Origin of the sequence: Mesorhizobium sp. ESP-6-4, assembly GCF_020164735.1 — a bacterium.
In the GTDB taxonomy this organism is placed as follows: domain Bacteria; phylum Pseudomonadota; class Alphaproteobacteria; order Rhizobiales; family Rhizobiaceae; genus Mesorhizobium.
In genome coordinates this window covers 114,750-127,432 of sequence record NZ_JAIUGS010000011.1, presented here as the reverse complement: position 1 = coordinate 127,432, position 12,683 = coordinate 114,750, and the positions used below count along the sequence as shown (strand labels likewise).

Annotated in this window: 12 protein-coding genes; 9 read left to right on the top strand and 3 right to left on the bottom strand. The window is 65.9% G+C overall.

Features of this window, described 5'->3' with window-relative positions:
• Nucleotides 1-76: 76 nt before the first annotated feature.
• The 3 genes from LB523_RS20090 (at nucleotide 77) to LB523_RS20080 (ending at nucleotide 2,407) form a co-directional block, all read left to right on the top strand.
• Nucleotides 77-877, top strand: a complete 801-nt coding sequence (locus LB523_RS20090) for a protein-L-isoaspartate O-methyltransferase family protein (protein ID WP_411966484.1) — start codon at nucleotides 77-79, stop codon at nucleotides 875-877.
• A 152-nt stretch (nucleotides 878-1,029) separates the two neighbouring features.
• On the top strand, nucleotides 1,030-1,680 hold the full coding sequence (locus tag LB523_RS20085; protein WP_140629975.1) for a dihydrofolate reductase family protein: 651 nt from the start codon (nucleotides 1,030-1,032) through the stop codon (nucleotides 1,678-1,680).
• Nucleotides 1,681-1,759: 79 nt separating this feature from the next.
• Complete coding sequence (locus LB523_RS20080; protein WP_224606256.1) at nucleotides 1,760-2,407, top strand: glutathione S-transferase family protein; 648 nt, start codon at nucleotides 1,760-1,762, stop codon at nucleotides 2,405-2,407.
• Nucleotides 2,408-2,414: 7 nt separating this feature from the next.
• On the opposite strand, the gene LB523_RS20075 is transcribed toward LB523_RS20080, so the two are convergent.
• Nucleotides 2,415-3,281, bottom strand: a complete 867-nt coding sequence (locus tag LB523_RS20075) for a LysR family transcriptional regulator (RefSeq protein ID WP_224606253.1) — start codon at nucleotides 3,279-3,281, stop codon at nucleotides 2,415-2,417.
• A 99-nt stretch (nucleotides 3,282-3,380) separates the two neighbouring features.
• On the opposite strand from LB523_RS20075, the gene LB523_RS20070 reads away from it, so the two are divergent.
• On the top strand, nucleotides 3,381-3,980 hold the full coding sequence (locus LB523_RS20070) for a LysE family translocator (RefSeq protein ID WP_224530528.1): 600 nt from the start codon (nucleotides 3,381-3,383) through the stop codon (nucleotides 3,978-3,980).
• Between the two features lie 45 nt (nucleotides 3,981-4,025).
• On the opposite strand, the gene LB523_RS20065 is transcribed toward LB523_RS20070, so the two are convergent.
• Complete coding sequence (locus LB523_RS20065) at nucleotides 4,026-4,820, bottom strand: SDR family NAD(P)-dependent oxidoreductase (RefSeq protein ID WP_224606250.1); 795 nt, start codon at nucleotides 4,818-4,820, stop codon at nucleotides 4,026-4,028.
• A gap of 188 nt (nucleotides 4,821-5,008) precedes the next feature.
• Between LB523_RS20065 and LB523_RS20060 the strand changes: the two genes are divergently transcribed.
• On the top strand, nucleotides 5,009-5,473 hold the full coding sequence (locus LB523_RS20060; RefSeq protein WP_224606247.1) for a MarR family winged helix-turn-helix transcriptional regulator: 465 nt from the start codon (nucleotides 5,009-5,011) through the stop codon (nucleotides 5,471-5,473).
• 31 nt (nucleotides 5,474-5,504) lie between these two features.
• Here LB523_RS20060 and LB523_RS20055 read toward each other — a convergent pair whose 3' ends face one another.
• Nucleotides 5,505-6,683, bottom strand: a complete 1,179-nt coding sequence (locus tag LB523_RS20055) for an MFS transporter (RefSeq protein ID WP_224543111.1) — start codon at nucleotides 6,681-6,683, stop codon at nucleotides 5,505-5,507.
• A gap of 192 nt (nucleotides 6,684-6,875) precedes the next feature.
• On the opposite strand from LB523_RS20055, the gene LB523_RS20050 reads away from it, so the two are divergent.
• From LB523_RS20050 to carB, 4 genes are all read left to right on the top strand, one after another.
• On the top strand, nucleotides 6,876-7,232 hold the full coding sequence (locus tag LB523_RS20050) for an ArsR/SmtB family transcription factor (RefSeq protein WP_095766606.1): 357 nt from the start codon (nucleotides 6,876-6,878) through the stop codon (nucleotides 7,230-7,232).
• A gap of 37 nt (nucleotides 7,233-7,269) precedes the next feature.
• Entirely contained in the window at nucleotides 7,270-8,079 is an 810-nt protein-coding gene (locus LB523_RS20045; RefSeq protein WP_224606244.1) for a metallophosphoesterase family protein, read from the top strand.
• Between the two features lie 55 nt (nucleotides 8,080-8,134).
• On the top strand, nucleotides 8,135-8,881 hold the full coding sequence (locus LB523_RS20040) for an SH3 domain-containing protein (RefSeq protein ID WP_224606241.1): 747 nt from the start codon (nucleotides 8,135-8,137) through the stop codon (nucleotides 8,879-8,881).
• A gap of 296 nt (nucleotides 8,882-9,177) precedes the next feature.
• Entirely contained in the window at nucleotides 9,178-12,681 is a 3,504-nt protein-coding gene (carB, locus tag LB523_RS20035; protein ID WP_224606238.1) for a carbamoyl-phosphate synthase large subunit, read from the top strand.
• The last annotated feature ends 2 nt before the right edge of the window (nucleotides 12,682-12,683 follow it).

Genomic DNA, 12,683 nt, shown 5'->3' with positions numbered 1-12,683 from the left:
GCGACATTCGCGCCGGCCGCGCTATCTTCGCGCCATGGCCAAACCGGACGAAGCCCGCAGATTCTACGCCAGGCTGATGGCTGCGCACGCCCGGTCGGCCGATCCACGCATCGAGGAGGTGTTCGCCGCGGTGCCGCGCGAGGCCTTCCTGGGTCCGGGGCCATGGACCGTCTTTGCCGGCGAAGGCCGGTTCCAGACGCCAAGCGCCGATCCTGGTTATATCTACCAGAATGTGCTCGTCGTGCTCGATGCCGACAAGGGCATCAACAATGGCGAGCCGATGCTGCACGCGATGTGGCTCGGCAAGGTCGAGCCGAAGCCGGGCGAGCACGTTATCCATATCGGCGCCGGCACAGGCTATTACACGGCGCTGCTGGCGAGGCTGGTCGAGCCGGGGGGCGGCGTCACCGCCTTCGAGATCGAGGCCGATCTTGCCGCGCGCGCCAAGGCGAACCTCGCCCGGTACCGCAACATCGAGGTGATCCACGGCGACGCCGTCGCCAACCCTTTGCCGCCCTCCGACATCGTCTATGTCAATGCCGGCGTCGTCGCGCCGCCCGCCGCGTGGCTGAAAGCGCTGAAGCCCGGCGGCCGCATGATCTTTCCGTGGCGTCCCTCCGAAACCGTCGGCCTCGCGGTGCTCGTAATGCGCCTGGAAAACGGCTTTGCCTGCCGGCCTTTCATGGGCTCCTGGTTCATCCCTTGCGTCGGCGCCTCCACTGCCGAGCCGGGCGCAAAAATACCGACACGTGAGCGCGCCGCGCGCACCCGCTCGATCTGGCTGAGGAAAGACAAGGCGCCCGACCGCACTGCCACCGCCGTCTTCGGCGAGGTCTGGTTCTCGTCACGCGCCATTCGCGTCGACGACACGCGCTAGAAATTCGCGGGGCTGTGTCGGAGATCAGCCTTGCCGTTCGTCCTTGGAGCAATTCCAGGAAAAGTGCGAAGCGGTTTTCCGTCAGGAATGCGTCGAATGCCTTAGGCAGAAATCCGGCCGCGACGGCGCGGATCGTGAAAGGGAGAAGACTGATGCGCAAGATCATCGCCGCCACATTCGTTAGCCTCGACGGCGTCATGCAGGCGCCGGGCGGGCCGGAAGAGGATCCGGTCGGCGGCTTCAAATTCGGCGGCTGGACCTTCCATTATTTTGACGAGGTGGCAGGCGCGGCCATGGAGGAAATGTTCTCCAAGCCGTTCGACCTGCTGCTCGGCCGCAGAACCTACGATATCTTCGCCGCATACTGGCCGTATCAGAACGATCCGATCGCGGCTGTCTTCAACCCCGCGGTCAAATATGTGGCGACGCACCGGCCGGATACGCTGACCTGGCAGAACACGCAGTCGCTCGGACCGGATGTCGTTGCCAGGCTCAAGGAGCTCAAGCAGGAAGATGGACCCGACCTGCTCATCCAGGGATCGGGCAATCTGATCCAGACCCTGCTCGCCAACGGGCTGATCGACGAGATCCGGCTGATGACCTTCCCGCTGCTGCTGGGCAAGGGTAAGCGGCTGTTCGGCGACAACGCGATGCCTGCGGCCTTCAAGCTCGTCAAATCGCAGGCTTCCACCACCGGCGTCATCATGGCGACCTATGAGCGCGGAGGCGAAATCCGTACGGGCTCGTTTGCCCAGCAGGAGCCTTCGGAAGCCGAGCTCGAACGGCGCAAAAATTGGAAGTAGCACAAGGCTGTCGCGCGGCGGGCAGACCCGCCGCCATTGCCTCTCTTTCGAACGACGATTGAACGGTCAGGAGCCGCCAATGATGCCCACGATCACCGCCTTTGAACGATCGCCCGATGGCGGCAGGGGGCTCGCGCGCGACATGCACGTGCGCTGGGCGCTCGAGGAAGTCGGCCAGCCCTATGATATTCGCCTCGTTTCGTTCGATGCGATGAAGCAACCCGCGCACCTTGCGATCAATCCCTTCGGCAGTATCCCGACCTATGAAGAAGGCGATCTCACCCTGTTCGAGTCAGGCGCGATCGTCCTTCACATCGCGGTGCGTCACGCAGGCCTGTTGCCGGAGGACGCAAACGCACGGGCGCGCGCCGTCGCCTGGATGTTCGCAGCCTTCAGCACCATCGAGCAGCCGATCCTGGACCGCGCGACGGCCGTGATTCTGGAGCGCGACGCACCGTGGCACGACCAGCGCCTGCCCTTGGTTGACGACCGCATCCGCAAGCGGCTGGCCGATCTTGCCCGCCGTCTCGGCGATAGTGATTGGCTCGATGGCGCCTTCAGCGCCGGTGACCTTGTCATGGTGGGCGTGCTGCGCCGGCTGCAAAGATCGGGACTGCTGAACGAATTCCCGAACGTTGCCGCCTATGTCGCCCGCGGCGAGGCGCGGCCGGCCTTCAAGCGCGCTTTCGACGCGCAATTGGCGGTCGCCATGGCAGCGAAAGGCTGACGCCGCGTCACGCCGCCTGCCGATAGCGGGAAAGACCTTCGCGGATATGGCTGGCAAAAGCCTTTGCGGCCGGCGCGGCGGCATGTTTCGGCAGATGCAGGTTGACGGAGAAATTCGGCAGCGCCGGAAGGCCGGCGTCTGACAATATGTCGAGATCGGCCGGAACCGTCGAGGCAAGCCATGCGGTCACGGCAAGGTCCGAGCGCACTGTCGCGGTGGTCGCATCGATGTTGCCGTTCTCGAATACTGTGCGCCAGTCGAGCCCGTGTTCGCCAAGTGCGGCCAGCACCGCCGGTCGGAAGGCGCAGGTGTCGGCGACGATCGAAACCGGCAGCGGCCGCTTCAGGCGTGCCGTCCCGCCTCTGGCGCCGACCCAGACCAGCCGGTCGACGAGCAGGCATTCGCCAAGGGTCGGGCCGACACGCTCCTCGATGACGGCAAGGTCGATGGTGCCCGCCGCCAGGGCCGCCGCGAGTTCCGGCGAGGACGCGCAGATCAGCGAAATCTCCACCTGCGGATAGGCTTCCGCATAGGCCTTCAGCACGGGCGCGAGCAGCGTGCCGACAAGGTCGTAAGGTACGCCGATCCGCACCTGTCCGGCAACCGCCCTTCCCCTGATCTCGGCAAGGATCTCGTCATTGAGCTGCAGCAGGCGGCGGGCTTTGTCGAGCAGCCGCTCGCCCACCCGCGTCAGCCTCAGGCCGCGACGGTCGCGCTCGAACAGGCTCTGGCCGAGCACCTCCTCCAGCCGCTTGATCTGCTGGCTGACGGCGCCTTGCGTCAGGTGAAGCGCATTGGCGGCCGCCGTCATGCTGGCCTTGTCGGCGGTGGTGACGAAGGCGCGGATAAGGGTCGTGTCGAGATCGCGGATCATGCCCGGTATTATAATCGCTAATGCAAACCATACCAAACATTGCATTTACTGATGCTGCCAAGCGCCTAAGTATGTCTGCTCCCCGATTGGGAGGCCCGCATGTCAGACACCATCATCCCCCTGGTCCTGTTCGCGCTGATCTCGACCTCGACGCCCGGCATCGCCACGACGTTGTCGACCGCGTCCGGCGCACAATTCGGCTTTCGCCGTTCGGTGCCGCTGATGGCCGGCAGCGCCGCGGGGCTGGCTACCGTGGCCGCCGCGGGCGCGGCAGGCCTGGCTGGACTTCTGGCCGCCATTCCATCCCTGCAGCTTGCCATGAAAATTGCAGGCTCTCTCTATCTGATCTGGCTGGCGATCAAGATCGGCCGCAGCGGCCCGCCCAACCTCGACATCAGCATGGCCAGGCCGAACAGCTTTTTCGGCGGCGCCGGCATCCAGTGGATGAATCCGAAAGGCTGGGCGATGGGGCTCGGCGCCGCCGCATCCTTCGCGGCACTGGCGGATGGTCCGTTGCAGCTTGCGCTGCTGCTGGGCGCCGTGTTCGGGCTGACCGCAGCCTTTTCGCTGTCGCTGTGGTGCGTGGCGGGAACCCTGCTTGCCCGTCTGCTCAAGACGGAGCGCCAGTGGCGCGCGCTCAACATCGTGCTCGGCCTGTTGCTGGCCGCCTCGATCCTGCAGATGTGGCGGCCGGTGTAGTGCTGTTCGTCGCCCCCACGAAGGTGGGGGAGAGGAACCTAGTTCTCAGACGGCGTAGCGCGCCGCGGGCTTGCCGGAGAACAGACTCCCGAAGAACTGGTCCCGGGCACCGAGATAGGTGGCCAGCCCAGCCGCATCGGCAAGGCCGGGCGCGGTGAGGGTCTCGCCCTGGGCGAACCCGGCAAGCGCGGCGTCGACCAGATCGTCGGCGCTCATGATCCAGTCCGGATTGATCCCGTCAAGGCTGATACCAGAGACGTCCCACAACTCGGTGCGGACCGGTCCGGGCACGACGGACTGGACTTTCACATTGGTGCCGGCGACTTCCTTCTGCAGCGCTTCCGTGAAGTTGGCGACATAGGCCTTGGTGCCGCTGTAAATACCGCCGACGGCGATGCCATAGGCAACGACCGAGGCGATGTTGATGATCCCGCCGCGATTGCGCGCAAGCAGGCCGGGCAGCACCGCGCGGGTCAGCCGGGTCAGCGCCACGACATTGACCTTGATCATGCGCTCGGCCGCGTCGGCGTCGGCGTCGGCGATCGTCTCCAGGCCACCCACGCCGGCATTGTTGACCAACAGCGCCACGCTGTCATCCGCCGCCACCGCCTGCTCGACGCGGCGCAAATCGGCATCGACCGCAAGGTCGGCGATGATCGTCTCGACCTTGCGGCCATAGGCATAGGCCAGCTTGTCCGCCAACTCCCGCAGCCGGTCGGCGCGCCGCGCCACCAGCACCAGATCGTATCCCTGCTCTGCCAGCCGGTCTGCATAGACCGCGCCTATGCCCGACGAGGCGCCAGTGATGACGGCCGTGCCCTTATTGTCCTTCGTGCTCATTGTCCTGTTCCTTTGTTTGCTTCGCTTGGCCCAGCGCCGACCATCCGATCATCTGCCGGGCTTCTGATCCAACTTAGTGGCATATGCCACTTTCGCGAAGTAGGTATATGCCACTATCTTGTCAACGGCGGCGGCGAAAACTATTTCTGCAGCAGGCTGGCGCGTCGACGCGCCGGCGAGGAGTGATCATGACCGAAGCTCACAAGCCCGGATTCAGCGACTGCAACAACGCCACGCTGCGCCGTGCCGCGCGCAGTCTCGGCCGCTTCTACGACGACGCGCTGGCGCCTTCGGGCCTGAAGAGCACGCAGTTCGGGCTGCTCTTTCAGATCCACATCAGCGACGAGCCGGCGATGGGCACCATCGCCGAAGCGCTGATCATGGATCTGTCCGCGCTCGGCCATACGCTGAAGCCGCTGATCCGCGACGGCTATGTCGAGACCTTCCCCGACAAGGACGACCGCCGCGTCAAGCGCGTGCGGCTGACGCCGCGAGGACAGGCCAAGCTCGACGAGGCGCTCAAGCTGTGGAGCGTCGCGCAGCGGCAGTTCGAGAAAAAGGTTGGTGCGGAGCAGGCGGCAAAGCTGCGTGCGGCGCTGGACGCGGTGGCTGATCTCGATCTGGAAATGCCGACGGTCGCTCCTTCACTCTGAAGAAGCGGCCGCCGATCAGGCTTTGAAACCGTTACTCGGCCGGCATCGCCACTGGGCGGGCCAACATCCGGCCGGCAAGCACGACGCCCAGCCCGACGATCGGGAACACCGCCGCAATCAGGCCGAGATCGGCCGGGGCGCCGAAGCGCAGCACTGCGGCGCCGACCACCGCGCCCAGCGCGACGCCCAGATAGAGCGCCGAGGCGTTGAGCGACAGCACGATGGGCGCGGCATCCGGCGCCAGCTTGATGATGCGGCTCGCCTGCGCCGGCGGAAAAGCCCAGCCGACGATGCCCCATGGCACCATCATGGCCATCAGCGCCGGCCCGGCGATATGATGCGGCAAGAAGGTCGGGATCACCGAGAAGGTGGCGAGCATCGCGGCGGAGAGCGCCAGCGACCAGGCGACGGTTCGGGTGGCGCCGAAGCGGTCGGCGGCCTGCCCGCCGGCGATGTTGCCGATGACGGCGCCGACGCCGAAGGCGAGCAGCATGCCCGGCAGCGCGATCGGAGAGAGCCCGCCGCCTTCTATGGCCAAGGGCGCGATGAAGGCAAAGACGGTGAAGGCTCCGATCAGCGCCAGCACCGTGGTCAGCAGGATCGGCATCACGCCGGGCCGCACTGCCGCCGCCAGCCGCGCCCTCAACGGCAGCTTGGTGCCGACGATGCCGCGCGGCAACCGGTACCACAGGATCGCACCGGCCAGCGCGCCGAGCCCGGCAATGGCGAAGAAAGTGCCGCGCCAGCCGGCAATGGCCGCTACCAGCGCGCCGAGCGGCGCGCCGACGGCAACCGCCACAGTGGTGCCGCCGACGACGACGGCGATGGCGCGCGCCCGGTGGTGGTCGTCGACCAGCGCCACCGCCGTGCCTTGCGCGGTCGCCGCGAACAGGCCGGACGACAGCGCCATCACGATGCGGGCGATCAAAAGCACCTCGAATGACGAACTGAGCGCGGCAGCAACATTACCAAGGACGAAGAACACCAGCGTCCACAAGATGACGCGCCGCCGGTCCCATTCGCCGGTCAGAGTCGCCAGCACCGGCGCGCCGAACGCATAGGCGAGCGCGAAGGCGGTGATCAGCGAGCCGGCGAGCGGCACGGAGATGCCGGCGTCAGTGGCGATATCGGGAAGAAGGCTGGAGATGACGAAGCCTTCGGTCGAGATCGCGAACGATCCGAGCGCAAGCCAGAAGATCCGCTTGTCCATGGGGAAATGTCCTTAGTTCAAAGGTTATTGAACAATTGGACATAGCGGGGCATGATGTCAACCGAGCCGGGAGAAAATAGCTGAACCCTGCTGACAGCCCTGTGTCAGGACGGCCGAAAGGAAGAGGCTATGTCTGTCGGCAGAAAAGGAAGCCGCGTTGAAGTTCGTGCCGTTTGTGCTTAATTCTGGGCCATGAGCCTGCCCCATCCAACCGCCGACCAGATCAGCCTGCCGATCGTGCTCGCCGTGCTCGGCGACCCGACCCGGCTTGCCATTGTCCGCTATCTGGCTCGCAAGGAAGGCGTGCCGATGAACTGCAGCAAGTTCCTCGACCTCGCCTCCAAGACCAATCTCAGCTACCACCTCGCCAAGCTGCGCGAGGCGGGCGTCACCCGCAGCGAAGCGGTCGGCACCAGCCGGTTGATCACGCTGCGCCGCGACGACCTCGACAAGCGCTTTCCCGGCCTGCTCGACAGCGTGATCGCCGCGGCTGACGGCGACAAGGATCTGCCGGCGGTCGGCACGTCCGAGATGGAACTCGAGGCCTGATTGCGGCGCTGACGAAATTGCCTGTCATGGAGCTCTCATGCGCATCGCCGTAGTGGCCGACATCCACGGCAACGTGCTCGCCTTGGACGCTGTGCTCGACGATCTGAACCAGCGAGGCGGCGCCGACATCATCGTCAATCTCGGCGACTGCGTGTCTGGCCCGCTCTGGCCGCGCCAGACGATGGAACGGCTGCAGGCGCTCAATCTTCCGACGGTGCGCGGCAATCACGACCGCCGCGTCGCCCAGGACGTGGCCGATGAAGCCATGTGGCCGTCCGACCGCTACGCCCAGGAGCGGTTGACCGCGCCGCAGCGCGCGGCGTTGCTCGCCCTGCCGCTCACATTGGAGATCGTGCCCGGCGTCATAGCCTTCCACGCCCGGCCGGACCATGACGAAAAATACCTCGCCGACGCCATTGTCGACGGCCAGTTGGTGCGCGCGCCACTCGCCGCGATCAGGCGCCGGCTGAAGCCGCTCGATCCGGCCTGCCGCCTCGTGCTGTGCGGCCACAGCCATCGCAACGAGCTGATCCGCATCCCCGACGGTCCGGTCATCTTCAACCCCGGCAGCGTCGGCTGCCCCGCCTATGACGATGACACGCCGCCGGCGCATGTCTCCGAGCAAGGCTCGCCGTATGCCCGCTACGGCATCGTCGAGCTGGACGTGCCCGGCCGCGCCGACCGCTTCGAGGCGATCGCGGTGGACTACGACCATGAAGCCGCCGCAAAGCAGGCCGAACAGGCGGAACGGCCGGAATGGGCACACGCGCTGCGGACCGGATTTATGAGGATTGAGCGGAGTTCATATCCCGATCGAGCGGAGCCTATGCATGAAGCGCAGGGTTAGGCTCCCATCCACGCTGCTCTTCGTCGCTCCACTGCTGGCGGCGCCCCTGCCGGCCGTGGCCCAGGATGCGCCGGGACCGATCGTTTCGATTATCGGCGGCCTGGCACCGGACGATCTCCTCAACATCCGCGTCACCGCTTCGCCGAGTGGAAAGGTGGCGGCGCGGCTTCCCAACGGCACGGCCGTCAAGAATTTCGGCTGCAACGTCGTCAACGGCTATCCCTGGTGCAAGGTCGAGGATACGCAGGACGCGCATATCGTCGGTTGGGCGCCCGCCCGCTATCTCAGCCCAAACAACCCTGCGCCGGCGCCTGAAGATGCCGCCGCGCCGGCGACGGATGCAAACCTGCCACGGGAAGCCAATGCGCCCGAGTCTTCCGAAGAACCGCAGCCGGACATTGCGGCGCGCCTGGGCCGCAGCGAGCCGGCCGCTCCGCCAACGGCAATCGATATCAGCGCAATCGCCATGCGGGATGCCTACGCCCTCGCCTTCGCGGCCTCGGCCAGCGCCGGGTCCGACACCCCGGACGCCGGCATCCCCTGCGCCCGCCATGTCGGCCAGCCGATGACCCGCTGCGAAATCAGTGTCGCGCATGAGGGCGGCGACAGCGTCGTGACCGTGGCCTGGCCGGACGGCGGCACGCGCCTCATCAATTTCCACGACGGCAAGCCCGCCGGCTCCGACTCCTCCGACGAATTCCGCTTCACCCGCGAAGGCAGCCTCAACATGATCCGCATTGGCGTGTCCGAGCGCTTTGAGATCACGGACGCAGTGGCGTTGGGTACTGATACAGGGGAATAAGGCAGTGGGGCAGTAAGGCAATAGGGAAGAGAGGCCCCCTACTGCCCTACTGCCCTACTGCCCTACTGCCCTACTGCCCTACTGCCCTACTGCCCTACTGCCCTACTGCCCTACTGCCTACTGCCCTACTGCCCTACTCCCCTACTCCCCTACTCCCCTCATTTTCGGGGTTACATCCGCCAAAACTCTTCCCTATAAGGCCCTCCTAGCCTGATACCAGAATCGCAAGCACAACCGGCCGGGTCCTTCCCGCCCGGTTTTTCGTGCAAGCTGCTCGCCGAACGGAACCCGTAGACATGCCAAGACGCACCGACATCAAGTCGATCCTGATCATCGGGGCCGGCCCCATCGTCATCGGCCAGGCTTGCGAGTTCGACTATTCCGGCACCCAGGCCTGCAAGGCGCTGAAGGAAGAGGGCTTCCGCGTCATCCTGGTCAACTCCAATCCGGCCACCATCATGACCGATCCGGAGCTGGCCGACGCCACCTATATCGAGCCGATCACGCCCGAAGTGGTGGCCAAGATCATCGCCAAGGAGCGGCCGGATGCGCTGCTGCCGACCATGGGCGGCCAGACCGCGCTCAACACCGCGCTGTCGCTGCGCCGCATGGGCGTGCTCGAGCGCTATCAAGTGGAGATGATCGGCGCCGACGCGGCCGCCATCGACAAGGCCGAGGACCGCGCGCTGTTCCGCGAGGCGATGAGCAAGATCGGCCTCGAAACGCCGAAGTCGATGCTGGCCAACGCCACCGACGTCAAGAACGCCGACCGCAAGACGCATGAGGCCGAGCGCGCCGCGCTGAAGGCGGAACATCCCGAAAACCTCGACGCCGCCCTCGATGCGCTGGAAACCCGCTGGAACCTCGGCGAAGGCGACCGCAAGCAGCGCTATATCAGCCACGCCATGGCGATCGCCGCCCAGGCGCTCGACCATGTCGGCCTGCCGGCCATCATCCGCCCCTCCTTCACCATGGGCGGCACCGGCGGCGGCATCGCCTACAACCGCGCCGAATTCTACGACATCGTCCAGTCCGGCCTCGACGCCTCGCCCACCACCGAGGTGCTGATCGAGGAGAGCGTGCTCGGCTGGAAGGAGTACGAGATGGAGGTCGTCCGCGACAGGGCGGACAACTGCATCATCATCTGCTCGATCGAGAACCTCGATCCGATGGGCGTGCATACCGGCGATTCCATCACCGTCGCGCCGGCGCTGACGCTGACTGACAAGGAATATCAGATGATGCGCAACGCCTCGATCGCGGTGCTGCGCGAGATCGGCGTCGAGACCGGCGGCTCCAACGTGCAGTTCGCCGTCAACCCGGCCGACGGCCGCCTGGTGGTCATCGAGATGAACCCGCGCGTCTCGCGCTCGTCGGCGCTTGCCTCCAAGGCCACCGGCTTCCCGATCGCCAAGGTCGCGGCCAAGCTTGCCGTCGGCTACACGCTGGACGAGCTGGAGAACGACATCACCGGCGGCGCGACGCCCGCCTCGTTCGAGCCGACCATCGACTATGTGGTGACGAAGATCCCGCGCTTTGCCTTCGAGAAATTCCCCGGCGCCGAGCCGGTGCTGACCACCGCCATGAAGTCGGTGGGCGAAGTGATGGCCATCGGCCGCACTTTTCAGGAATCGCTGCAGAAGGCTTTGCGCGGACTGGAAACCGGCCTCACCGGATTGGATGAGATCGAGATTCCGGGCCTTGGCCACGGGAGCACCGCCGCCAGCCACACCGACGACCGAAACGCGATCCGCGCCGCGCTCGGCACGCCGACGCCGGATCGGCTGCGCATGGTGGCGCAGGCGATCCGTATGGGCACCTCGCTGGAAGACGTGCACGCCATGTGCAAGATCGACCCGTGGTTCCTCGAGCAGATCGCCGGCATCATCGCCATGGAAGAGCGCGTGCGCGAGCACGGCCTGCCGCAGGATGCCGTCAATCTGCGTATGCTGAAGGCGATGGGCTTTTCCGACGCCCGCCTCGCCTCGCTGACGAAGACCGACGCGGAAGCGATTCAGAAGGCTCGAGAAAAGCTCGACGTTCATCCGGTCTACAAGCGCATCGACACCTGCGCGGCCGAATTCGCCTCGCCGACCGCCTATATGTACTCGACCTATGAAGTGCCCTTCGTCGGCGAGCCCGCCAACGAGGCGCGCGTGTCGTCGCGCAAGAAGGTCGTGATCCTCGGCGGCGGCCCGAACCGTATCGGCCAGGGCATCGAGTTCGACTATTGCTGCTGCCACGCCGCCTTCGCCCTGCGCGACGCCGGCTATGAAGCGATCATGATCAACTGCAACCCGGAGACGGTCTCGACCGACTACGACACGTCGGACCGGCTCTATTTCGATCCGCTGACGGCGGAGGACGTGCTGGAGATCCTGCGCGCCGAGCGGGCGTCGGGCGAGCTCGTCGGCGTCATCGTCCAGTTCGGCGGCCAGACGCCGCTGAAGCTGGCTGACGCGCTGGAGAAGGCCGGCATCCCGATCCTCGGCACCTCGCCCGACATGATCGACCTGGCGGAGGACCGCGACCGCTTCCAGAAGCTCTTGCACAAGCTGAACCTCAGCCAGCCGAAGAACGGCATCGCCTATTCGGTCGAGCAGGCCCGCCTCGTCGCCGGCGAGCTCGGCTTCCCGCTGGTGGTGCGCCCGTCCTATGTGCTCGGCGGCCGCGCCATGCAGATCATCCATGACGAAGGCATGCTGCAGACCTACCTGCTCGACACCGTGCCCGGCCTGGTGCCGGAGGACATCAAGCAGAAATACCCCAACGACAAGACTGGCCAGATCAACACGCTGCTGGGCAAGAACCCGCTGCTGTTCGACACCTATCTCTCCGGCGCCATCGAAGTCGATGTCGATTGCCTGTGCGACGGCAAGGATACCTTCGTCTCCGGCATTCTGGAGCACATCGAGGAAGCCGGCATCCATTCGGGCGACTCGGCCTGCTCGCTGCCGGTGCACTCGCTGCCCTCCGACCTCGTCGACGAGCTGGAGCGCCAGACGGCGGCCTTGGCCCGCGCGCTCAATGTCGGCGGCTTGATGAACGTGCAATATGCGATCAAGGACGGCACGGTCTATGTGCTGGAGGTGAACCCCCGCGCCTCGCGCACCGTGCCCTTCGTCGCCAAGACCATCGGGCGTCCGATCGCCAAGATCGCCGCCCGGATCATGGCCGGCGAGACGCTTGAAAACGCCTTCGCCCATTACGGCGCCATGCCCGACGCGCGCAACCCGGGCCACATCGCGGTCAAGGAAGCCGTCTTCCCCTTCGCCCGCTTCCCCGGCGTCGACATCCTGCTCGGCCCGGAGATGCGCTCGACCGGCGAGGTGATGGGCCTCGACCGCGACTTTGCGCTCGCCTTCGCCAAGAGCCAGCTCGGCGCCGGCGTCGACCTGCCGCGCTCCGGCACGCTGTTCGTCTCGGTGCGCGACGAGGACAAGAAGGGCATCTTGCCGGCCGTAAAACGCCTCGCCGGCCAGGGTTTTAAAGTGCTCGCCACCTCCGGCACCGCCCGCTTCCTCGCCGAGAACGGAGTGGTGGCCGAGAAGATCAACAAGGTGCTCGAAGGCCGCCCCCACATCGAGGACGCCATCCGCAACCGCCAGGTCCAGATCGTCTTCAACACCACCGACGGCCAAAAGGCGGTGTCGGACTCGAAGTCGCTGCGCAGGGCAACGCTGATGCAGAAGGTGCCGTATTACACGACGCTGTCGGGCGCGGCCGCGGTGGCGGAAGCGATTGCGGCGCTGCGTGCGGGGAACCTCGAGGTGCGGCCGCTGCAGGAGTATTTTGGGTGAGG